Below are 22,541 nucleotides of genomic sequence, written 5' to 3' on the forward strand. Positions count from 1 at the left end.
GTCGCGAATCCGGTTCCGGTACGGACAGACAGGCATGACTCCGCCGGGACACCACTTTTGTCCGCTCTCGTGGGTGAACGAATCGTGTCTACTGTCTCAACCGAGGCCGCCGAGCTACTCGAGAGCGAACCGCTCATGGCACACCTCGGAACCTGTGTCGACGAGCGGCCACACGTCGCGCCGGTCTGGTACACCTACGACGAGTCGGACGAGACCGTCGAGATCGTGACGAGCGGCAAGAAACTGGCGAACATCAGGGAGAACCCGCAGGTTGCTCTTTCGATACAGGCCGACGAGGGTGGGCAGACGCAGTGGATGGTGAGCCTGCTCGGGACGGCGACGGTTGTCGAGGACGAGGAAGCGAACGAGGACGCTCGCCGGCGAATTCATGCGAAGTACGACGCGCCTGCAGACGCCTACGCGGACAACACGCTGGTGCGGATCGACGTGGGGTCGGCGACGGCACAGACCTACTGAAGGTATTGTGTGACCAACTGTGGCTATCACGTGGCTGTTCTCGGCGCGCTCGCGTGTCGGTGCTTACCCGGCGTAAATCGTATAGTTGAGCACGGCGGCGAACGAGACCCAGGCGAGGTAGGGAGCCAGCAACGCCGCCGCCAGTCGGTCGACGCGGGCAAACGCCCAGATGGTCGCGGCGACGGCGACCCAGAGCACCCCGATGACGAGCAAGCCGAGATCCGCCCGCTGCAGGCCGAAGAACGCGGGCGTCCACGAGACGTTCACGACGAGTTGCACCGCGAAGATCGCAATTGCAAGGCGAACATCCCGCCGGGAGGTTCCGTGTCGCCAGACGAGGTACAGCGCGAGTCCCATCAGCGTGAACAGCGTCGTCCACGCGACTCCGAAAACGATTCCCGGTGGAAAGAACCACGGCTCGGAAAACCAGCTCGTATCCGAGCCGATGAACAGCGACGGCGACGAACCGATTACGTTGACGCCGACGATCATACCGACCGCGACTGCAGCCTCGCGCGCAGACGGTCGCGGCGGGAGTTCGCGTACAACCTCCATACGGACCGTCCACCGGCGAGTGAAATAGTACTCAGGGGTCAAGCCAGTTTGCCAGTCGGTCAGTCAGTCAGTTCCAGCCTATAGCCCGGTCGGAACCTCGAAATAGCTCGTCTCGAGGTCGTCGTCCCACGACTCGACGCGTTCCTGGACCGCTCGAACGCCAAACGTCTCCGTCGCGTAGTGGCCCGCCAGCACGACGTGAATGCCCGCCTCCCGGGCCTCGTGGTAGGCCTTCTGTTTCCCTTCACCCGTCACGAGCGCATCCACACCCGCCTCGACCGCCTCGTCGAGCCAGTCCGTGCCGCTTCCCGTGATGATCCCTATCTCCTCGATCTCGTCCGGGCCGAACTCGAGTACCTGCACTGGCTGGCCGCCCGTCTCGAGATTGGACTCGAGTTGTTCGCGCAGCTCGGCAGGCGTATACGAGTCGGTAGCACGGCCGCGCTGGCCGATGTACTCGGGGCCGAGTTCGCCGAACGGCTGGCGGTTCTCGAGGTCGAGTACGTCGGCGACACCGGCGGCGTTGCCGAGTTCCTGGTGGCCGTCGAGTGGGAGGTGTGAGACATACAGCGCGAGGTCGTTCTCGATCAGCGGTTGGAGGCGATCGTAGGTGCGCCCCGTGACGCGGTCGAAGCCGCCCCAGGAGATGCCGTGGTGGGTGACTAGCACGTCCGCGTCGGCCTCGATCGCCTGCTCAAACGTCTTCTGGACGCCGTCGACGGCGAACGCGACGTGTTCGACGGTTCCCTCGTCCGGGCCGACCTGTAGGCCGTTCGCGCTGGCGTCGAGGTCGGCGTACGCTGCGGTGTCGAGCGCCTCGTCGAGTCGGTCGACGAACGCGGCGAGTTCCATGCTCATACGCGTCCGTTATTCCGCGGCGGGCTTGTATCCTTGCGGTCTCTGGCTATCCCGTGAGTGGAACCGACTACGACCGACAGTCGAACGCACGCACAGTGTGGCGCTCGATTTCGGTATCGGTACAGTCGACCGGCTGGAGACCGCGGTCGGTGAACACCTGCTCCCAATCTCGGATGTATAGCGGGAGCCCGTCGACTTCGCGAACCTCGCGCAGCGGGGAACTCGGCCCAGGCTCAGAGTCAGAACCTGAACCCGAACCGGTGGCTGAACTCGAACCCGAACCCGAACCTGAACTTGACGCTGCTTCCGTGGCCGAATCGGACCCAGACTCTCCGTTCGGAGTAGTGCCCTCGTTCTCTGCTGTGAGAACCGCAGTGCTTGCGATGCGCGCGAGGTCGTCGAACACCCAGTCGTTGTCGGGGTGAACGTGTTGAATCGTCTCGACCGAGTAGACGACATCGAAGCGATTCGTCGGGAGGGAGTCGACGAGGTGTTCGATCGAGCAGCAGTAGAAGGTGCCCGCCTCGAACAGGTCGGGTGAGTTCTGAGCCATCACTTCGAAGGCGGCTTCGTTGATGTCGATACCGGCGAGGTTCTCGTAGCCGTGTTCGTGGAGGTGTGCGAGGTGGCGACCCGAACTACAGCCGAGTTCGAGGACGGACGCGTCCGGGTCGACGAGTTCGGACAGCGTCTGTCGAAGGGCTTTACTCGTCGCGTTTGGGCCGTAGTAGGCGTAGTACTCGGGGGAGTAGGCTCCCGAGAGCGATTCCCAGCGGTCGTGGACGTCGGTTACGTTCATGGTGGATCGGGTTTGTATCTCCGCGTTCGCGGTCGCATCGTTGGTCGGACCACACTCACGCGTGCCCGTCTCAGTGTCCGACTCCGATGGGCCGATTTCGCGATCGTGTCCGCAACCGTATTGCAGTCACCGCCGCGACCGTACCGCACCTATCGCCGCAATCGCGTCGCAAACAGTCCGCGCATAGCCTCCACCCGCGTGATACATATACCTGTGGTCCTGCACTCGCACGCTAAGACCGCAACGACATCCCTGTCTTCTGAAGCACGAATTTCCGCGAGAGGGCGATTTACAACCCGCCCATTCGTATCGACGACATACTCATGTCGCGACGAACGATCAGCCACGAGGAGGGCGCAATCTACGAGTTCACGCCGGAGCTGGAGCCGATCGCAACGGTGGAGTCGGGCGAGAAGCTGACGATCGACACCAGAGACAGCCTGGATGGCGCGGTGCAATCCGATGCGGACGTGATCGAAGCCGTCCCAGACGAGGTCAACGCCGCAACGGGACCCATCGAAGTCGCGGGAGCCGAACCAGGCGACGTCCTCCGCGTCGACATCGAAGATATCCGGCTCACGGAGGAACACGGCCGCGTCATCTCGATCGAGGGCTTTGGCCTACTCGCCGGCCACGATGGGATCGAGGCACCGAAAACGCGGATGACTCCCATCGAGGACGGCACGCTCTCGTTCGAGGGCATCGACGCCGACATCCCGGTCGACCCGCTCATCGGCACTATTGGCGTCGCGACCGAGTCGGAATCGCATACGACGCTCGTCCCGCACAACCACGGTGGTAACCTCGACACGACGGATCTCGCCGCCGGGAACACGGTGTATCTCCCCGTCTTTCAGGAGGGTGCCATGCTCGCGATGGGCGACTGTAAGGCCGCGATGGCCGATGGCGAGATGTGTGGCACCGGCGCGGAGATCGGGACGGACATCGACATCACCGTCGAGGTGCTAAACGAGCCCGAGACGGAACTCGAGCGCCCGCTGATCGAAACACCCGACGCCTGGAAGCCGCTGGCCAACGCAGAGACACTCGAGGAAGCCTGCGAGCTGGCTAACCGAGATGCGATCGAACTGCTGTCCGCGGAGCACGACATCAGTACGACCGACGCCTACCTGTTCTCGAGTCTGGTCGGTGGGCTGGAGATCAGTCAGGTCGTGGACCCGCTGGTGACGGTTCGAAATTCGATTCCGAAGGAGTATCTGTCGTCACCGTTCTGAGCAGCCGGGCATCGGAGAACTGTGGTCTGCTACAGCCGCCCGGCTGCGTGCTCGTAGACAAACTCGCGCAGTAGCTTCGCGCCGAGCGAGGCCGCCTGGCCGTCGTCGCGGTCGTTGACCTCGACGACATCGAAGCCGGTTGCCTGCGGTGCGACCGCACGAACCACGTCGCGCAACTCGCGCGGTTCGAGACCGAACGGCTCCGTAGTACCCGTGCCGGGCGCGTAGCCGGGATCTGCGGCGTCGATGTCGACGCTGAGGTAGGCCTCTCGGTCGTCGACCCACGCTGTTGCGTTCCAGTCAGTGACGTCCGCTGGTGAAACGACGGTCACGTCGTCTTCTGCGGCTCGCTCCCACTCGGCTTCGCTGCCGGCGCGGGCACCGAGGACGACCAGTTCCTCGACCGAGTCGACGTCGTCGAGAATCCGGCGCATGACGCTCGCGTGTGAGAGCGGGTTGCCGTCGTAGTCTGCTCTGAGATCCAGATGGGCGTCGAGTGAGACGACGACCTCGGGTTCGACGGCCCGAGCGCCGGCCAGCGAGACCGTGTGCTCGCCGCCGAGCGTGAGCGGGACGGCGTCGTCCCAGACGATATCGCGCAGGGTTCCCTCGAGCCACTCGAGATACGCCGGTACGTCGTCCCACGCGCGAACGTCGCCGTGGTCGAGAACGCCGAGTTCCGAAAAATACTGGTCCGTTCGATGGTCGTAGTCGTCGAACGGCTCTGCAAACGTCCGCAGTTGCCGTGGACCGAATCGGGTCCCCGGCTGAAAGGTCGTCGACACGTCCAGGGGCGCGCCGACGACCACGAAGTTCGCGTCCGCACGGGCGGATGTGTCCGCCGTGTCGGCTGCCTCGTGTTCGTCGGTCGCCCCGGGAAACATCAACTTATATAATCTTCCGCTGGTCTTCCATCTCGAGGTACTCGATGTTCTCGTCGGGGGAGGCGTCGACGTCCTCGGGCATGCGCATCGTGATGGTCTCGTACGTTTCCAGGTCCATGACCTGCATGTCGCTGCCGTCGACGGAGACGACCTGACCCTGTTTGCGCTCGATGATCGGGACCCAGATCTTCGCGTCGACTGGCTGGGAAAGCGAGCGCTTCTTGCCGTCGAAGACGCCAACGGCCTCGATTCGGGCCTTGGCGCTGCCGTGTTTCCCCGGCTTTGCCGTCGAGTAGGAGTTGATCTTGCAGGCTGCGTCGTCGATAACTACGTAGCTACCTTCCTGGAGATCGCGAACTTCTTGCTGCTGTTTCGCCATGTCCCGGGGTAATCAACCGATGGCCATAAACCGTTTGGAATGGCGGCTCCGATAGCCGATACCCCAATACGGCACGGAAATCGACTCTCCCACCAGATATCAGTAGTTTTGGCGTGGTGAATCGGGCCGGAACACACTAACAAACCGGCTGTCAGAAGCGAAACTATCTCGGAGCGAACACGCGAACAACGACCCAATGACCGGGGCCACCGGCGGTGTTGTCTCTCAGTTGGGACACGCACTCGGACTGGGACTTGCACTCGAGTTCGTTGCCGAGTGGCAATGGCAGTTTCAGTTCCAGTTCCAGTTCCAGTTCCAGTCCCCGTGGCAGGGGACAGTTCACCTTCCTGGGGACCTATCACCAGTGGGGGCCACGCCGTCGACCACGCTTGCAGTGGCGGCATCTGTCATTACTCTTGTCGCCGTCGTTGCCGCCGTCGCCATCGTCTCCGGGATCACACGCTGGCTCTGGCAACGCTACCACCGAACCCAGGAGTCCCCACCACTCTCGTCGCTGGCTACCGACCTCGACGACCACCTCGCCACAGCGCTCGGTCCTGGCACCGGCTCACACCTCGAGACGCCGCCGACCGTTCGCCAACTCGAGCGCGTCGACGACCCCCCCTGGTCCTGCTGAAGAAACGACCACCCCCATCGTCCCAGTCATCCGCATCGAGCTCGGGACGGCCGACACCCCTGGGCTGGGTCTTGTACTCGAGTACGTCGCGGCTGCACTCGAGACAGTTCATCCGGTACTCGAGGAGAGTGAGTGTGCGTTCGACGAGAGCGAGCGAGACGTACGCGTCCGCTACTACGAGTTCGAGGTGACGTTCGGGCCGGATGGTCTACTCGTGTCGGGAGAGTGTCGCCGTATCGTGGTGCCGCCGACGTGTGCCGAGCAGTTGTGTTCGGAGTCGCGATATGGTGTCCACGAGTTGCAACGGGAACTCGAAGCCGGTACTGGTGGAGACGGTGCTGGTGGGGAGGATGTGCCGTCGGTTCTGTGGGAGCCGTGCTGAGTTTCCCGATACAATCCCCGGTAATCGGCCGACTGTCGTGCTGTTCAGAACGTGATGACTTCGTAGCCGTCGTCGACGAGCGAGCGGATGCTCGGATGGCCGTCGAACTCGTCGACGCGGCCGGCATCGGACTGGTCGACCGCCTCGTCAACGTCGTAGGCGCTGACGCAGTAGTCACAGACGGAGACGACGTCGGTGACCTGCTGGTACAGGCTGTGGTACGTGTGATCTTCGTCGGTCAGTTCGCCGATCCACTGGGTGCCTGCGCCGTCGAAGATCAGTTTGACGTCGTCGTCGGCTTCCTGGAACTCTCGAGTGGCCTCCATCGCGTTGACGACGCGACCGAGGTTGCTTGGACCCTCTGTACCCGCAAGAACGATGATTGCTGCGCGTGCCATGCGAATAGATGGAACGAGTCTGGCGGGATGAGTATTGTTGATTATTGTACGACAGACACCGGCATAGGTAACCAACTCGTGTGTGCAGAATTAGTCTAAGTCGAACCTCTTCCAAGACGGTACGCAACCGACTCGGGAGACGACAGTTTCCAATGGCAGCCAACAAGTGCCGCTTTTGGCGGTCTAAACCCGCGTAAGTGACAGTTAGCGCTGAAGAGGAACCAATCACACAAAATATTTATCCTAACAAATTGGACCGAAACTATCGACATGCCCTCCAGACGTGCAGTGCTCGCAGCCTGCGGGAGCGCCGTTCTTGCCGGCTGTAGCGCCGTTCGACGGGAGCCGTCGGTGACCGGGTCGTGGCCCCAGCGCGGATATGGCCGCACACGAACCGGTGTTCACCCCGGCGATATCGACGGCCCTGAGTCACCACTAACGGCCCGATGGACGCGCTCGCTCCCGTCGTATGGCGGATCGAGTACGTCGCCACTGCTCGCGGACGGCTCGCTCTACGTGGGTTACACAGACGGCCCACCATCGCTCATGGAGGGAGAGCGAACCATCGTGATCGAAGCACTCGACCCTGGAACCGGCGACAGTCAGTGGACCACGACTGTAACGACGACGCGAGAGAGCCAGCAGACGTACCACCACGCAGATTCGCTCACGCTCGCCGATGACGGGTCGCTGATCCTGATACAGACGTCCAACGGTCTCTGTGCGGTCGGGGCGGGCGAGAACGAGGGGACACAGTGGTGTTTCGACAACGTCAGCGACGGACAGCTCAGTCACCAACCCATTTCGCCTGCGATCGACGACGACACGGTCTACGTCGGCCACTATCGTCAACTCGTCAGTGGTGAATCAGTGGCGCTGTTCTACGCCGTCGACCTCGAGGATGGCTCCGAACGCTGGCGCCACGAGTTTACGACGTGGGACGGAACGGGTGTCTACTCGGCTGTCGCTGTCGATGACGTCGTCTATCTCACGGAGTTCGAGGAGGGCGTTAAAGCGCTCGACGCAGCCGACGGCACCGAACTGTGGAGCGAGTCGGTCTCGGCAGACAGTGCGCCGACTGTCGTCGACGGCACCGTCTTCGTTACCTGCGCAAGCGCCGCCGACGAGGAGACCTACGGCGCGGCAGCACTCGATGCGACAACCGGTGAGGTCCTGTGGGAAGTCGACGACGACGATGGCGGCGGGTGGATCCCCCGACAGTTGGCCGCAACTGAGGACACGGTGTACTATGCCGCCGGCTTTCGGCTCCTCGCCCGAGACACGGCGACGGGCGAGCGGCGCTGGCTGGACGCGAACCGACAGCTGGCCCCGCCGAACGTCGATCCAGAGGAACTCAGAGAGGCCGAACCTACCTCGGCCAGAACGGGTATCCCAGCAGTCGTCGGCGATCGAATCTACGTCAATAATCGCAACCTCGTCGTCGTTGTCGACCGCGAGACCGGCTCGGTCCACACGCGCTACGACACCGAGGACCCACTCAGGAACTCGGTCGCCGTCGCAGACGACTGGCTCTACGCGAACACCAGCAGCACCCTGTACGGGCTTACGACGTGCGAGACCGAACTGTTCGGGCGCTGTCTCCGGTAGTCACCCCTACTCCCTGGTCCCCGGCATCGAATTTCCCGGTGCGTGTCAACCGTACGGCTCACCACCGGAACCCTGCCGACGCCGCCGGCGGCTCGAGTGGACTCGGCGGCAGCCCCTCGCCAACGTCGGGATCGTTGTACGCCCCCGGCGCAACATCGTTCGGCGTGTCGGGGTAGAACAGCGACGCCAGCAGCTGAATGTGCCCGCGACCGACGCCGAGTTCGAACTGCCCGCCGCCGTACAGCCGAATGCCCCGTTCCTCGCAGTAGGCAATCGTCTCGAGTACCGATGCGATCGAGCCGAATCGGGACGGCTTGATGTTCAGCCAGGTGGGTTCCCAGGGCAGCGCCTCGACATCCGCCAGACTCTCGATCGGTGCATCCCAGGAGACGCGCTCACGGACGGCCTCGTCCTCGAACAGCGGCTCTGTTTCGTCAGTCAGGCCGGGGTCCTCGATGATCGCGTCGGGGACGGACTCGAGTACCAGTTCGTACAGGTCGGGATCGGCAGGCGCATCGACGTCGGTCCCCTCGTACTGTCCCTTGAGATCGAGGATGCGGATCGTCTCCGTGCCGACGCGCTCGTCGAGTTGCGCGACGAGGTCGCGGTCCCAGTCGGTCGTCGGATCGAGTTTGAACTCGACGTCCGGCACCTGTTCGCGGAGGGACTCGAGTCGCTCCGTCGTCGGTGGCTCGCCGAGGCGCGTGCTGGTGACGAAGCGGACGGGGTCTCGCTCGCGGCCGAGTTCGGCGGCCAGCGTCGTCTCGGACTGGCGCAGCGCGAGGTCGAGCGCGGCGCTTTCGAGTCCCCAGCGGCGGTAGTTCCGGAAGACCTCGCGGTCGGGTGCGGTCGGGAAGAGGTCGAGGTCGGCGAGGCGATTCGAGACGGACTCGAGTGTGAACTCGCCGGTGAGGTCGGGGAGGCCGTAGGCGGCGAGTTCGTCGTGCTCGTCGGTTTCGTAGGTGACATCCTCGCCGATGCCCTCGACGCCTTCCCCGGCGAGTGTGATTTCGGTAGTGACGCGGGTGAACCCACTCGAAGTGTCTCGCGAGAGTCGCGCTGTCGAGACGCGCTCGATCGTGAGCGGCAGGTCGGCGAGCGAGTCGAACGAGGGGGCTGGTGGGGAGTCCACGTTTCGATCCGATTCCATACCTCCCCTACGAGGGCCAGTGGAAAGAACGTTAGAGGTATTCTCGCGCGCTGGCGTCGGCAGTGCCGATCACGACCAGTTGACGAGGCGGGCAGCGGAGCAGCGGTCTCGCGGCAGGAAGAACACGGTCACGCGGTGAACGGACTAGAGCCACGTGGCGGAAAGACAACAGCCGCATGGTGGAACGACGACGCTACTCGTCACGCTGGCGCTTTCGCATGCTCTGTCTGGTAAACTGCGGGCGAGCACGAATCGACCGTGGTTCGCGGAACGTTCGATAGAGTTGAATCCCGACGAAGAACGAGAAGACGGCCGCGACGATTGCGGCCCAGGGGGCGTTGAGCGCGTAGAGAACGCCCATCGAGAACAGCGACATGGTGAGCAACATGCCGTAGATGAGCCGTTTTGCGAGTTTGGCGAACACGTTGTCGGGGTCTTCGACGCCGATACGGACGTAGAGGTCGTCCCGGTCGAGTCGGTCGAGCGTCCGCTCTGCTTTCGGCGTGATTCGGGTCAGCGATTCGGCAGAGTGGCGCAGTTGCTGGGCCGTCTCGGCAGCGTACTGTCTCGCCGTCTCCTCGCGGTAGCCCTGTTCGGTCAGGTAGGCCGTCGCGGTCTCGATGAAATCGAAATTCTCGTCGAGCGTGACGCAGACGCCCTCGACCACTGTTGCGACTCGCAGAACGAGTGCGAGGTTCTTCGGCAGTCGGAACGGGAAGACGTAGATCGAGTCCTCGATCTGCCCGACGATCTGGTTGATCCGGTACTGTTCGACGTCCTCACCGCGGGCGTCCTGGATGGCGATTTCCATCACCTCGGCCATCACACCGCGGTCCGCGTCGGGCGAGAGCGTCCCCACCTCGATCAGCGCGTCGAGGATGCCGTCGATGTCCTGGTTGGCGACGGCGATGTAGAAGTCGATGATCTTCTCCTGAACGAAGTCGTCGACCCGGCCGGACATGCCGAAGTCGTAGAAGACGATCCGCCCTTCGTCGGTCACAGCGAGATTCCCCGGGTGGGGATCGGCGTGGAAGACACCATCGTCCATGATCATCTGCATGTAGGCCCACTGGAGGTTCTCCGCGACCTCGCTGCGGTCGATCCCGCGCGACTCGAGTTCCTCCACGTCGTTGATCTTCGTCCCCGGAATGTACTCCATCGTGAGAATCCGTGGTCCAGCGTGACTCTCGATGACGGTCGGGATGCGATAGCGGTCGTCGCCCGCGAAGTTCGCGCGGATAGTCTCGAGCATCTCCGCTTCGCGCTCGTAGTCCATCTCCTCGCGGATTGTCTTCGCGAACTCGTCGGCGAGGTTCTCGAGTGAGAACGCACGCGATTCGTCGACGAAAAAGAGCAGCAACGGGAGCGACCAGCGGATAACGCGCAGGTCAGCCTCGACCAGTGATTCGATCTCCGGCCGGCGGACCTTGACCGCGACCTCACGGACATCGTCCTCGCGGTCGTCGACTGCCTCGGAGTGGAGCTGTGCCCGGTAGACCTGCCCGAGACTCGCACCACTGATCGCGTCGGTATCGAACGACTCGAACTGCTCGTCGATCGGGCCGAGATCCGCTTCGATGATGGCTCTTGCCTCGTCCCACTCGGCCGGCGGCACCTCGTCCTGCAACGCGGCGAGTACGTCGATGTACGCCGGCGGGAGCACGTCCGGACGCGTCGAGAGGAGTTGGCCGAGTTTGATGAACGTCGGCCCGAGCGTCAGCAACGACTCGAGTAGCACCGACGCGCGGTGGCGACGGGTTTCGGCGTCGACGGATCGGGAACGACCGAACAGGAGGAAGCGACGGCGGTCTCGTGCATACGCGAGTAGCAAGGGAAGAAACTGCCAGGCGACGAGGACGAATCGTTTGTACGCACGCAGAGAGCCCAGCCTCGGTCACCTCGGTTCGTCGGCACCTGCAGTGTTGTTGTGGTCGTCGCGATCGGTGTCGGTGTTGGTGTCGGTGTCGCTGTTGTTGCCGTCGTCGCTGTTACTGTTGCTGTCGTCGTGGTCGTGACCGGCCATCGAACCACCCCCGGAGTCGCCATCACTGTCGCCGGTTTCGTCGACGATGTTGATCAACGTCTCCTCATTCGTCGCCTTCGGCAGCGTGATCTCGAGTACCCCGCGCTCGACGACGGCGTCCGTTTCGATCCCTGTCGTCTGGACATCGTTCGGCAGCGGCAGTTCGACGTCAACGAGCAGTGATCGGTTCTCCTCGAGATACTGGTAGCCATCAGGGGTGTCCTTCTCGCGCTGGGCTGTGATCGCGAGCTGGCCGTCCTCGACGACGCAGTTGAGCGAATCGGCGGTAATTCCCGGCACGTCGAGAACGAGCAGGTACGACTCGTCGCTCTCGAGGAGATCGAAGAAGACGTCCTCGGTGAGATCCCGCAGGGCGTCGCGGAGCGCTGGCATAGATACAGGTTCGAACGCCGATACGAAAAAGCCCGCGGTCGCGGTCATCGCGTGCGTCGCGGTTTCGCGTCCAACCCACACGCACTGCGGCGGTCCGTCCCCTACGCTTTTGACGCCCCGCGACCCGCTACAGGGTATGAAAGGAGCCGACCGCGAGCGCACCGAGGCCGGGTTCAAGGTTCGGACACCGGTCGACGAAGCGCGCCAGTTACTCAGGGAGGCGATCGACGACCGCCATGGGAAGGGGGCGGAGGGGACGGAGCCACCGACCGGCACGAAGTCCGTGTCACTCGAGTCCGCCGACGGTCGCGTCCTCGCAGCACCAGTTGCGGCTGACCGGAACGTACCACACTACGAGCGTGCAGCGATGGACGGCTACGCCGTTCGCGCGGCGGATACGTTCGGGGCGAGCGAGCGCTCACCGGCGGTGCTGCGGTCGAACGAGGGCCAGGACGGCGAACTGGTCACGGACGCACCCGTCACACCCGAAACCGCGACGCGGGTCCACACTGGCAGCGCGCTCCCCGAAGGGGCCGACGCGGTCGTGATGATCGAGCACGTCGAGACGGTCGAGTCGACGGGGGAACTCGAGGTCACAGATGCCGTCGCGGAGGGGGAGAACGTCGCACCGGTCGGCGAGGATGTCGACACAGGACAGCACCTCTACGATGTGGGTCACCGACTCCGGCCGTCGGATCTCGGCCTGTTGCGCTCAGTTGGTCGCACCGAGGTCGAAGTCGCGACGCGGCCGACGGTGGGCGTCATCCCGACCGGCGAGGAACTCGTCGAGCACGACCCGGAACCGGGCGAGGTCATCGAAACCAACGGGCTCACCGTCTCGCGGCTGGTCGAACGCTGGGGCGGGCGCGCGACCTACCGCGACGTCGTCACGGACGACCGCGAATCGTTGCGCGTCGCGATCCAGCGCGATCTGACGAAAGACGTCGTGGTGACGACTGGGGGCTCCTCGGTCGGCGAGCGCGACCTGCTGCCCGAGGTGATCGACGACCTCGGTGAGGTGCTCGTCCACGGAGTCGGCCTCAAGCCCGGCCATCCGGTCTGTCTCGGCATCGTCGAGGAGACGCCCGTCCTCGCACTGCCGGGCTACCCGGTCGCCTGTATCATCAACGCCGTGCAGTTCCTCCGACCGGTACTTCACTGGCTCGCCGGGACTGAGCCGGAGCCCCACCCGACGACGCAGGCCCGACTCGAACGCAAGATCCCCAGCGAACCAGGGACGCGAACGTTTGCCCGCGTACAGCTGACGCACAACGATGACAACGACGACAACGATGACACACCGGACGGACCAGCATACGCCGCGACGCCAACCCGCGCCAGCGGCTCGGGGGTCCTCTCGAGTGTCGCGCTCGCGGACGGCTGGGTCGTCGTCGACGACGACCGGGAAGGCATTCCCGAGGGAGAGACAGTTCTCGTGGAAAACTGGGAGTCCGCCGGCGGCTGTGGCGGGCGATGAGCAACTGACGTTTTTACCGTCCGCCTGCGAAGGGCCCGTATGAACCGCAAGGAATTTCGCGATCTCGCCTCCCCCGCGGCGGCCCGCGAGGCGATCGACTCGCTGTCGATCGAGGGCGGCGTCGAACGCGTGCCACTCGAGGAGGCCCGCGGCCGCGTCCTCGTCGCACGGCTCGACGCCGAACTCGACGTGCCCGGCTTCGACCGGGCCAGTCTGGACGGCTACGCGCTCACCGCACGAGATACGTTTGGCGCGGACGAGGCCGATCCCGCCGAACTCAACGTGGTCGGCACGGTCCACGCCGGCGAGAAGCCAGGGGTTGTACTCGAGTCCGGCCAGGCGGCCGAGATTTCGACGGGTGCGGTGATGCCGGCTGGCGCGGATGCGATGGTGCCGGTGGAGCGGACGGACGTCGGTGACGAAGTCGATGGCGGAACTGACGAGAGCGGTGAAAACGGTGACAAGGGGACAGTACTGGTCCGCACATCCGTCGCCCCCGGCGACAACGTCATGTTCGCCGGCGCGGACGTCGCCGCCGGCGAGCGCGCACTCGGGCCCGGAACCCGCATCACACCGCGGGACATCGGCCTCCTCTCTGCCCTCGGGATCGACGAGGTACCCGTCCGGCGCAAACCGCGCGTCGGCATCGTCTCCACGGGTGACGAACTGGTGCGACCCGGCGGGGAACTCGAGAGCGCCCGCGGCGAGATCTACGACGTGAACAGCTACACGATCGCGGCCGGCGTCGAAGATGCAGGCGGTGAGGCGATTCTCTACCCCCACGCGGGCGACGAACAGGACGAGATGGAGCGGATTCTCCGCGAGGCTGCGGCGGAGTGTGACCTCGTGCTTTCCTCGGGGTCGACCAGCGCGAGCGCGGTCGACGTGATCTATCGCGTCATCGAAGAACAGGGCGAACTGCTGCTCCACGGCGTGAGCGTCAAACCGGGGAAGCCGATGCTCGTCGGCCGACTGGACTCCTCCGCGTACGTCGGGCTACCGGGCTACCCCGTCTCGGCGATGATGGTCTTCCGGACGTTCGTCGCGCCGGCGATCCGGGAGGCTGCTGGGCTTCCCGAGCCCGAATCGGCGACCGTTACGGGCCGCATGGCTCGCGATGAGCGCTACGGCGAGGGCCGACTCCGGCTGATGCCGGTGGGGCTCGTCACCGATGGGGACGGTAACAGTAACAGCGACAGTAACGGCGGCGGTGCTGATTCTGGTGTCGATGCCGGTGTCGGTGTCAGTGCCGGTGACACCCTCGTCTACCCCGTCGACAAGGGCAGCGGCGCGACAACCAGCCTCGCCGAAGCCGACGGCGTCGTCGAGGTCGGCCCCGAAACGGACTACCTCGAGCGCGGCGAATCCGTCGACGTCCAACTCTTCTCCCCCGACGTTCGCCCGCCCACGCTGCTCGGCGTCGGCGAAGACGATCCGACCCTCAACCGTGTACTCGACCGCCTCGACAACCCCCGGTATCTCTCGGTCGGCTCCCGGCCTGGTCTCCGGCGACTCCGGGAGGGAATCCCGGACGTAGCCGTCGTCGCCGGGCCGCGCGGGCGTGAACACGAACTCGAACTCGAGGCGACCGAACTCGGCAGCTGGGAGCGCGACTGGGGGCTCATCGTCCGCGCAGGCAACCCCGACGAGATCGACGACCTCGACGACCTGGTCGACCGAGACCTACAGTTCGTCAACCGAACGTCGGACTCCGGTCTCCGTACGAGCATCGAGCGAGCACTCGCCGACCTCGCGGCAGAGCGGGGAGACGACCAGCACGACCTCGCAACCCAAATCGACGGCTTCGACGTCGGCCTGCGCGCCCACGAGAGCCCCGCCAGACGAGTCATCGCAGGCGATGCCGACGCCGCACTCGGCCTGCGCGACACTGCGGAGCGACTCTCACTCGAGTACGTCTCACTCGGCGCCCAGACCGTGCGCGTGCTCGCGAATCCGGACCGCGTGGAGAAAGCGAGCGTGCGGGAACTCGAGTCCGTGCTCGCGGAGGATGTTGTGAGTGACGTGGGACTGTCGCTGTGAGCGACGGTGGGCGGTGAGCGCCCAGAAGCCAGCGTAGCATTGACTGGGGCGACCACAAGTCGGACGAACACGGACCTGGACCCGGAGCCACGAACTGCCCGCAGACGGTATATCCGAACAGAAGACAGTCAGCCCGCCGTGAACAGCTATTTTTAGGTGATGCCGGTGTACGTAGCGTGATGTCGACGATAGCCGAGCTTCGGCTTCCGGCCACCGAAAACACCCTCGTAACCGCGTTCGAACACACCCCCGAGATCACCTTCGAACTCGAGTCGTCGGTCTCGAAAACCAGACCCTGTCTCTGGGTCGCAAACGTCGACCGCGAGCAGGCCGCGGACGCGTTCGACACCGATCCCGTCGTACTCGAGTACGACCTGCTCGTGGAGTCGGATTCGAGACTGCTGTTCGACGTCGAGTTCGTCGACGGTGCGGGCACCGACGAGCTCTGTGAGACGCTGCTAGTCGACGGCGGCTCGCTGCTCGAGATGTGGGGGACCGACGGCTGGTGGCAAGCCAGAGTCCGATACCGTGACCGCGAAACGTTAACCGACGCCTACGACCGCCTGACAGAGTCGGGAACCAACGTCGACCTGCGGCGGATTACCGATATCGCTCAGTCAAGTGGCGGCGAGACCCGCCTCACTCCCGAACAGCAGGAGGCGCTCGAGGCCGCACTCGAGTACGGTTACTTCGAGATTCCGCGGAGTATCTCGATGGAGGAACTGGCGGCCGAACTGGGGATTTCCCACCAGGCGCTCTCCGAGCGGTTCCGACGGGCGTACGAGACGCTGGTCAACGAGGAATTACAGCACGTCGAGCAGTCCTGAGCGGGCACTACTCGTCGTGGCAAGTGCCAAGTGCCAGGTGGCAACGAGCAGGCCGCAGCTAGCTCAAAAGAGTTCGTCGAACGTCTCGACGCGATGATCTCCGAGGACACACTGTCCGCGGCGGTCGTGGCCGACGCGCTCGACGTGGATCGCATCGAGGCCAGCGTTCCAGGCCGCACCCACGTCGTTCGCGCCGTCGCCCGCGAGCACGCCGCGGTGGCCGTTTCCTGACACACCAAGCTCGTCCATCACCTGCTGGACCGGCTGTGGATCCGGCTTCCAGCCCGTCTGCTCCGTACAGCACAGCCGTGCGTCGAACCAGTCACCGATGCCGACGTGGTCGAGCACCGGCTCGCAGAGAAACTCCTGACAGTGCGTGACCAGCCCAACCGGTGTGTCGAGTTCGGCGACGAACGCCGCGTCCTCGTGTAAATACGTCTGCTCGGCCCGCACCTGCGGGTCTTCTTCGGCGTGGAACGCGTCCCAGAACTCCCGCGGATCAATGTCCCACTCGAGTAGCTGTCGGTCGCGCGAGCCGGTCAGGCCGTTCCAGAGGATGTCGGCTTCCTGATCGGTGAACTCGCGGCCGAGGCGGTCGCCGACGCGGTCGAAGACGCCACGGGTGTAGGACCACTCAACGTCGACGAGGGTGCCGTCGAGGTCGAGCAGCCAGAAGTCGTACTCGTCGCCATCGTACACGGTCTGGGTGGCCATCGGGACACAGACGTACGGTTTTCGTGAGTAAATGTGTACCGATTTGTTGACCAATTCACGGGTGGTGTTCGCGGCCGGGACAGCACTCAGTTCGTGCCGCTTTCGACGCGGATACTCGAGCCGAGATACTTCGAGAGCACCTCGGAGACGGTGTCGGCCTTGAACGCTGCCAGGTCGTCTGCGATTTCCTCCTTGAGGGCGTCCACGTACATCTCATCGGCTTGCAGTTCGCTGAACGAGACGTCCTCGACGGGAAGGTCGAGCCAGTCCTCGGCGAGTCGGCGTGCATGGGCGTCGTCTGCGACTTCGCCGCGCCAGAGCGTCTCGCGGAAGAACCGCCAGCCGCCGGTTCCTGGCTCCGGTGCCTCGCGGGTGACGGTAACGGTGGTCGTCTCCGTTCCGGACTCGAGCGAGATGCCGGGTTGGGCAGGCTGGAGCCGGACACGAACCCTGAAGACGTACTGTCCGTGCATCGTGCGTTTCTGATGCGTTCCAGCTACTCAATGATGGAGGTGGCAACTCACGGGTGCTGGTGTCAGTGGCGGTCGCGGCTGACGACTGCACAGACGAGTCGGCGAATAGTACATAGTGAGGCCACTCACGAGGCAGGGTCGAAGAACTGCGGAGCGGTGTGATACGCAGTACGCGATGCGTGCTTCGTGGTACGCGATGTAGGGTACCCAGTTCGCGGAATATACTATGCGTTATGCTCGGACTCGATCAACTCCGCCATCTCCGTATCCGCATCCGTAATGCCGCCTTCCTCGTGGGAGGTCAGCCGGATCTCGACTTCCGAGTACCGGATCGTGATCTCCGGGTGGTGGAACTGCGATTCGGCGATCTCGCCGACCATCTGCGCGAAGTTGACGCCACGGAGGTAGTCGTCGAACTCGTAGACGCGAACGATCTCGTCGCCGTCCCGGTCCCACTCGTCCGGAAGCTGTGCCTCGATTTCGTCGTCTGCCAAGAGATCAGCCATACTCCTCCGAACGAAGGCCACTCCAATAATGATTGTGCCATATCGGGTTGCGTGACACATTCGGCACTCACTGCGTGCTTTCGGTCAACTCACCCGTGAGAGAGTCCTGATAGCAGCAGATTTCGGCCTCGCCGTTGTGAGTAACCGATTCCAGCACCAACGGGTACTCGAGTGTCCAGTCGCTACTAGCCGGTTTCCAATCAATCAGTAGAAATCAGTTCGCAGCTCGCATTTCGCAGTCCGCAGCCCGATCAATCGTCGTCAGTCGCCTCGAACGCCGCCTCCGTGCGCTGCTCGGACTGCGCTCGCTCCAGCAGCGACGGCCCATCCTCGTCGCCGAAATCGGGGTCGAACAGCTGCAAGGCAGTGTTGATCGTGCTCCAGTCGTCCTCGGCTGCGGCCTCCCGCAGACTCCGCGTCGGCGGCGCGAGCAGCTGATTCACCAGCGCGTCGGCCATCGCCTCGACGACCTCGCGCTGGGCCGGCGTGAACGACTCGCCCTCGAGTTGAGACAGCGCCGTCTCGAGTTCCCGCTGTTTGATCCGGGCTGCGGATTCGTACATCGCGGCGATGACCTCGTCGGCGCGGGCGCGCTTGTACTGCTCACAGAGCAGGTCGAACTCGCGGTCGATCATCGCCGCGACCTCGCGTGCGGCGTCGGCGCGCTGCTCGCGGGTCTCCTCGGTGATCGTCTCGAGGTCGTCCAAGTCGTAGACCGTAACGTCGTCGAGTGCGTCGATCGCTGGATCGACGTCGCGCGGTTGGCCGAGATCGACGACGACTCGTTCGGTGTCGGTCGTCGCGTCGTCAGCATCGCCACCGAAGTGCTGTCGGCCGACCACCGGCTCCTCGCTCCCCGTCGCCGCCACGATCACGTCCGCGCTCGTCGCGAGCGTGTCGAGGGACTCGAGTGGAACGGCGCGCGTGTCGTCGTGGTCGAGTTCCGAAATGAGGTGTTCGGCGCGCGAGACGGTTCGGTTCGAGACGACGAGTTTGGAGACGCCAGCGTCGGCGAGGCTGCGTGCGGCCAGTTGGCCCATCTCGCCTGCACCGACGACGAGCGCGTTCGCGCCCTCGAGCGAGACCGTCTGGCCGGCGAGTCGGGTCGCGGCCGAGCCGAGCGAGACGACGCCCTCGTTGATCTCGGTCTCGGTTCGGGCGCGTTCGCCGACGTGAATCGCCTTCGTGACGGCCGGTTCCAGCATGGTGCCGATGCCGCCGGCGGCGCGGGCGTCCTCGTAGGCCGTGCGAACCTGGCCGATGATCTGGTCCTCGCCGAGGACGACGGACTCGAGTCCGGTTGCGACGCGAAGTAGGTGTGTGAGGCTGTCGTCGTGGTCGGTGATGACGAGTGGGTCGTCGTCATCGACACCAGCGAAGAATTCAGAGAGCGCTGTGCGGCCGATGACGGGGTCGGCGGAAACGACGTATGCTTCGACGCGGTTGCACGTCGAGAGCACGTAGGCCTCGTCGATCTCGGGCACCGAGCAGAGCTCTGCGACGGCAGCCTGCTGGCTGTCGGGACTCGCGGCTGCGAGATCGTCGACGGTGCCGCTCTCGTGTGTGACGCGGCCCGCGGTGACGACACCCGCCGGAATCACGGCTGCTCACCCCTCGATAGATACTCCTCGCCCAACACGTCCTCGATCACTTGTCGAGCATTCGGATCTCCAGCACGTAAAGCTGTCCAAACCGCCGGAGAATTGACGACATCGGTGACGAGTTCGCGCCGGCGGGCCGGTGGCACCGCCTGTGCCTTGAGTTCCGCGCGCAACTCGCCACAGAGCGTCGCCATTTCGCCCGCGCCCTCGAGTGTCTCCTCAAGTTCCTGTCGCAGGTACTTGCTCAGCGCGGGTGCGGTACCGCCGGTCGCGATGGAGACGACGACGGGATCCTCACGGACTGTCGCGGGGACGACGACGCTGCCCGGTTCGCGGTCGCCGGCTCGATCGGCGCGGTTGACGAGGATGCTACGCTCGCGCGCCGCGGTGACAATTGCGTCGTTGACCGCTTCGTCGTCGGTTGCGGCAACGACCAGCACCGGTGTCGTGCGTTCGAGCCAGCCCAGGATTTCGTCGGGGTCGGGTGCGGCCCGACAGCGTGCTGCGCCGCCGAAGTCGGCGTCCGTGTTCGCATCCGCGTCCTCGTTTGTGCCTGTGAAGTCGGGGCTGACCACGATTACCTCGGCCTCTCGAGCGAAGCGGCGGGCCTTCCGCGCGCCAACGGGACCGCCGCCGAAGATGAGGACCGTCGCGTCGGCAAAGTCGTGGAGGAGTGGAATCATTGATAGTGCTGTGAAATGGGTAGAGCGTCAGTTACTCGGTCCGCGTATTCGCGGCCGCGCGCTCGTCGAGTCTAATTCCGGTCTTTTTCAAAATCTGCGTCGAGAACAGCGAGTCCCAGTCCTCGTCCGTGACGTCCCAGTGGCGGGCCATGGTCTCACGGACCTGCTCGATCCGGCGTTCACTCTCTGCCTCGCTGCGACCGTGGGTCATCGCGAAGAAGTTGTACGGCCAGACGCCCTCGTGGCGCGGCCGCTCGTAGCAGTGTGTGACAAAGGGCAGCGAGGCGACTTCGGGGCCGACCTCGCCTACGAGGTCGTCCGGCACGTTCCAGACCGTCATCCCGTTCTCCGTGTAGCCGAGTGCGTAATGGTTCGGTACGACGCCAATGCGCCGGATCTTCCCCTCCTGCTCGAATCGCTTGATCGTTTCGAGCACCCACTCGAGTTCCTGTCCGATCACGTCGGCCACGTCGGCGTACGGTGTCTCAGTGAGCGGCAGGCCGTCCTGAATCTCAAGGACGAGGTCGCGTTCGGCGGGCGACAGCGTGGATTTGTCGCGTAGCTGGACGTCGGGCCCCAGTTCCGTGAGATCGATCCCGGCGTCCGTCTCGTTCTCGCTGGAGCCGTCGAGCGGACCGTCCACGTAGAACTTCGCCTCGACGCGGAACTCCTGTTGTTTGGGCAGGTTGTACGTCTCCTGGCCGGTTTCGTCCTCGATAGCAGCGAGCACCTCGGAGACGCGCTGTTCGTCTGCGACGCTCACGACGAACCAGACGTTGAGGTGTGGGTGCTCGCGCTCGTAGTTGTGCGCGACCTCGCGGTGGGCGTTGACCTGCTCGACGATCTCGTCGAACCGCTCTTCGGGGGCGTGCATCGCGACGAGCGTCGCCGCGCCGCCGATTTCCTGGGCGTTGACCAGTGGTCCGAACCGGGAGAGGACGCCGCGCTCGTCCAGATCCTGAATCGTCTCGAGTAGCCCTGTCTCGTCGATATCGACCCCGCGGTCGCGCATGGCGCTTGCGGCAGGTTCGAAGGGGCGCTCCACGACGGGGAAGCCGCCCTGATAGGCGTTGACGACGGCCCGCTCGCGATCCGTGAGGTCGACGTCGGCGTTCATACTGGAGAGTCACGACTGGCGGAGCATAAGCGACTCGGGCTTGGACTGGCCGCCCACGAAGAGTGACGGAGTAACGGGATGGAGAGACACGCCGGCGACAGCAACCAGTTACTCGAGTGCCGTGGCTGCTCTGAGGTGTGGTGTGAGCTGCTTCAGCGTGTCGGTCGGTTCGACGAGTTCGCGCTCTGGGTCGTAGTCGATGAGCCCTGCGTCAGCGAGCGTCGGAAGGTGGGTATGCTGGAGCGAGACGAAGACGGACGTGATCGTCTGGCTGGGAATCTCGAGTATTGACGGCTCGTAGCCGCGGTCGATGATGGCCTTCGTCAGGTCGTTGACCGTCAGTCGCCGGTCGTGGTCGGCGAGCTGGGTGAGCACCAGGCGACGATGCCGGTCACGAAGGACGGTAAGCACTCGGTCGACGGAAAACGACTGTGGCTCTGAGTGGAGAGCCGACTGCAAGTGCGGGGTTGAACCGGTCTCGGAGCGTGAACTGGTGCTCGTACTCGAGTTCGCGTTGGCGCTCGAGTCCGCGTTCGCGCTCGCTTTCTCATTCGTGTTCGTCTTTGTCTTTGTCTTCACGTTCGCGTTCGTACTCGAACCAAATGCTGCGTTCACCGGTCGGTCGGAACAGGGGTCTCCCATTACTGGCTGAAAGCAGTCCCAACGGGGAGCCGTCGGTGTTGTGAGTTCGAAGGCAATTATAACAGGGCCGCAATTCGAAGCGGGTGGCGAGAACCGTGACCGGCGTCGCTACGTCGCTGACTCCGCTCGCATCGCATCGTTACCACGGTTGGCGACCGTCGCGAGCGCCGCGCCAGCGCAACCGATCAGCGCAGACTGAATCCCGAACCCGAGCGGGCGGCCTATAGCCAGCAACGCCGACGGGAAATCGACTGCGAACAGTTGACCAACCGTCGCAAAGATGGACGAGCCACCAGCGAGGAACGTGACACCAAAGGCGGCGACGACGGGCACCAGTGCACCGACGAGCGCCCCGAGGCCGACAGCTACTGCAAAGCGCCCGAACTGCGTGCTGGACTCGAGTGGGACACCGAATCGGTAGCCGAGGCCGAAGAGACCGCCAATGCCGAGGAGAAAGGCCGTCACGTCGACGACGCCGTGATAGAGCACCATCGTTTCGGCTGTCGATCCGAGGCGGGGAAACCACTGCCAGTGTCCGTCGCTGAGTTGCATGGCTGCATATCCGGGTGATAGCTGAAGGAGTGAGACGACGAGGCCGATGAGTGCGGCACCGATCGCTGCGATGAGTGTGTTCGTCCGGAGGGACATATACCACACAAAAATAGTAGGCATAAAAACATATG

24 protein-coding genes are annotated in these 22,541 nt (G+C 64.2%); 7 read left to right on the plus strand and 17 right to left on the minus strand.

Going from position 1 to position 22,541, the window contains the following annotated elements; genetic code table 11:
• The first annotated feature begins 84 nt into the window (after positions 1-84).
• Positions 85-477 (plus strand): pyridoxamine 5'-phosphate oxidase family protein, encoded by a 393-nt coding sequence (locus tag C483_RS05775; RefSeq protein ID WP_049912464.1) that lies wholly within the window; start codon positions 85-87, stop codon positions 475-477.
• Positions 478-540: 63 nt separating this feature from the next.
• On the opposite strand, the gene C483_RS05780 is transcribed toward C483_RS05775, so the two are convergent.
• The 3 genes from C483_RS05780 to C483_RS05790 form a co-directional block, all read right to left on the minus strand.
• A complete protein-coding gene (locus C483_RS05780) occupies positions 541-1,032 on the minus strand; it encodes a TspO/MBR family protein (protein ID WP_006652422.1) in 492 nt (163 codons plus the stop codon).
• 78 nt (positions 1,033-1,110) lie between these two features.
• Positions 1,111-1,884 carry a Nif3-like dinuclear metal center hexameric protein gene (locus C483_RS05785; RefSeq protein ID WP_006652423.1) on the minus strand — a complete coding sequence of 258 codons (774 nt, stop codon included), beginning with the start codon at positions 1,882-1,884 and terminating at the stop codon, positions 1,111-1,113.
• Positions 1,885-1,957: 73 nt separating this feature from the next.
• The gene (locus C483_RS05790; RefSeq protein ID WP_006652424.1) at positions 1,958-2,689 is read right to left on the minus strand and encodes a class I SAM-dependent methyltransferase; all 732 of its coding nucleotides are present in this window, start codon (positions 2,687-2,689) and stop codon (positions 1,958-1,960) included.
• A gap of 323 nt (positions 2,690-3,012) precedes the next feature.
• Between C483_RS05790 and C483_RS05795 the strand changes: the two genes are divergently transcribed.
• Positions 3,013-3,924: an acetamidase/formamidase family protein gene (locus C483_RS05795; protein ID WP_006652425.1), complete on the plus strand. Its 912-nt coding sequence runs from the start codon at positions 3,013-3,015 to the stop codon at positions 3,922-3,924.
• 29 nt (positions 3,925-3,953) lie between these two features.
• Here the strand turns inward: C483_RS05795 and speB are convergent, their stop codons facing one another.
• On the minus strand, positions 3,954-4,808 hold the full coding sequence (speB, locus tag C483_RS05800; protein WP_006652426.1) for an agmatinase: 855 nt from the start codon (positions 4,806-4,808) through the stop codon (positions 3,954-3,956).
• A 4-nt stretch (positions 4,809-4,812) separates the two neighbouring features.
• A complete protein-coding gene (locus C483_RS05805; RefSeq protein WP_006166895.1) occupies positions 4,813-5,187 on the minus strand; it encodes a translation initiation factor IF-5A in 375 nt (124 codons plus the stop codon).
• A 196-nt stretch (positions 5,188-5,383) separates the two neighbouring features.
• Between C483_RS05805 and C483_RS20795 the strand changes: the two genes are divergently transcribed.
• Complete coding sequence (locus C483_RS20795; RefSeq protein ID WP_006652427.1) at positions 5,384-5,824, plus strand: hypothetical protein; 441 nt, start codon at positions 5,384-5,386, stop codon at positions 5,822-5,824.
• A 426-nt stretch (positions 5,825-6,250) separates the two neighbouring features.
• Here the strand turns inward: C483_RS20795 and C483_RS05815 are convergent, their stop codons facing one another.
• Positions 6,251-6,604: a DsrE family protein gene (locus C483_RS05815; protein WP_006652428.1), complete on the minus strand. Its 354-nt coding sequence runs from the start codon at positions 6,602-6,604 to the stop codon at positions 6,251-6,253.
• 270 nt (positions 6,605-6,874) lie between these two features.
• Here C483_RS05815 and C483_RS05820 point away from each other — a divergent pair, with 270 nt between their 5' ends.
• On the plus strand, positions 6,875-8,212 hold the full coding sequence (locus tag C483_RS05820; RefSeq protein ID WP_049912452.1) for a PQQ-binding-like beta-propeller repeat protein: 1,338 nt from the start codon (positions 6,875-6,877) through the stop codon (positions 8,210-8,212).
• Positions 8,213-8,270: 58 nt separating this feature from the next.
• On the opposite strand, the gene C483_RS05825 is transcribed toward C483_RS05820, so the two are convergent.
• From C483_RS05825 to C483_RS05835, 3 genes are all read right to left on the minus strand, one after another.
• Complete coding sequence (locus tag C483_RS05825; protein WP_006652430.1) at positions 8,271-9,362, minus strand: hypothetical protein; 1,092 nt, start codon at positions 9,360-9,362, stop codon at positions 8,271-8,273.
• A gap of 193 nt (positions 9,363-9,555) precedes the next feature.
• Positions 9,556-11,193, minus strand: coding sequence for an ABC1 kinase family protein (locus tag C483_RS05830; protein WP_049912453.1), 1,638 nt, complete (start codon positions 11,191-11,193; stop codon positions 9,556-9,558).
• Positions 11,194-11,256: 63 nt separating this feature from the next.
• Positions 11,257-11,778: an Hsp20/alpha crystallin family protein gene (locus C483_RS05835; RefSeq protein WP_006652432.1), complete on the minus strand. Its 522-nt coding sequence runs from the start codon at positions 11,776-11,778 to the stop codon at positions 11,257-11,259.
• A 136-nt stretch (positions 11,779-11,914) separates the two neighbouring features.
• Here C483_RS05835 and C483_RS05840 point away from each other — a divergent pair, with 136 nt between their 5' ends.
• The 3 genes from C483_RS05840 (at position 11,915) to C483_RS05850 (ending at position 16,122) form a co-directional block, all read left to right on the plus strand.
• A complete protein-coding gene (locus C483_RS05840) occupies positions 11,915-13,255 on the plus strand; it encodes a molybdopterin molybdotransferase MoeA (RefSeq protein ID WP_006652433.1) in 1,341 nt (446 codons plus the stop codon).
• 39 nt (positions 13,256-13,294) lie between these two features.
• Entirely contained in the window at positions 13,295-15,295 is a 2,001-nt protein-coding gene (locus tag C483_RS05845; RefSeq protein WP_006652434.1) for a molybdopterin biosynthesis protein, read from the plus strand.
• 179 nt (positions 15,296-15,474) lie between these two features.
• The gene (locus C483_RS05850; RefSeq protein ID WP_006652435.1) at positions 15,475-16,122 is read left to right on the plus strand and encodes a helix-turn-helix domain-containing protein; all 648 of its coding nucleotides are present in this window, start codon (positions 15,475-15,477) and stop codon (positions 16,120-16,122) included.
• 63 nt (positions 16,123-16,185) lie between these two features.
• Here the strand turns inward: C483_RS05850 and C483_RS05855 are convergent, their stop codons facing one another.
• From C483_RS05855 to C483_RS05890, 8 genes are all read right to left on the minus strand, one after another.
• Positions 16,186-16,836: an HAD family hydrolase gene (locus tag C483_RS05855; protein WP_006652436.1), complete on the minus strand. Its 651-nt coding sequence runs from the start codon at positions 16,834-16,836 to the stop codon at positions 16,186-16,188.
• A gap of 86 nt (positions 16,837-16,922) precedes the next feature.
• Complete coding sequence (gene lwrS / locus C483_RS05860; protein WP_006652437.1) at positions 16,923-17,309, minus strand: LWR-salt protein; 387 nt, start codon at positions 17,307-17,309, stop codon at positions 16,923-16,925.
• Between the two features lie 224 nt (positions 17,310-17,533).
• Positions 17,534-17,815 (minus strand): 4a-hydroxytetrahydrobiopterin dehydratase, encoded by a 282-nt coding sequence (locus C483_RS05865; RefSeq protein WP_006652438.1) that lies wholly within the window; start codon positions 17,813-17,815, stop codon positions 17,534-17,536.
• Between the two features lie 251 nt (positions 17,816-18,066).
• On the minus strand, positions 18,067-19,416 hold the full coding sequence (hemA, locus tag C483_RS05870; RefSeq protein WP_006652439.1) for a glutamyl-tRNA reductase: 1,350 nt from the start codon (positions 19,414-19,416) through the stop codon (positions 18,067-18,069).
• Entirely contained in the window at positions 19,413-20,099 is a 687-nt protein-coding gene (locus C483_RS05875) for a precorrin-2 dehydrogenase/sirohydrochlorin ferrochelatase family protein (protein ID WP_006652440.1), read from the minus strand. Before C483_RS05875 ends, hemA begins: the two co-directional genes overlap by 4 nt.
• 31 nt (positions 20,100-20,130) lie before the next feature.
• Positions 20,131-21,216 carry a siroheme decarboxylase subunit beta gene (gene ahbB / locus C483_RS05880; RefSeq protein ID WP_006652441.1) on the minus strand — a complete coding sequence of 362 codons (1,086 nt, stop codon included), beginning with the start codon at positions 21,214-21,216 and terminating at the stop codon, positions 20,131-20,133.
• 108 nt (positions 21,217-21,324) lie between these two features.
• Complete coding sequence (locus tag C483_RS05885) at positions 21,325-21,858, minus strand: DUF7344 domain-containing protein (RefSeq protein WP_086009726.1); 534 nt, start codon at positions 21,856-21,858, stop codon at positions 21,325-21,327.
• Between the two features lie 108 nt (positions 21,859-21,966).
• Positions 21,967-22,506 (minus strand): hypothetical protein, encoded by a 540-nt coding sequence (locus C483_RS05890; protein ID WP_006652443.1) that lies wholly within the window; start codon positions 22,504-22,506, stop codon positions 21,967-21,969.
• Positions 22,507-22,541: the final 35 nt, after the last annotated feature.

Origin of the sequence: Natrialba hulunbeirensis JCM 10989 (genome assembly GCF_000337575.1) — an archaeon.
Lineage (GTDB): Archaea > Halobacteriota > Halobacteria > Halobacteriales > Natrialbaceae > Natrialba > Natrialba hulunbeirensis.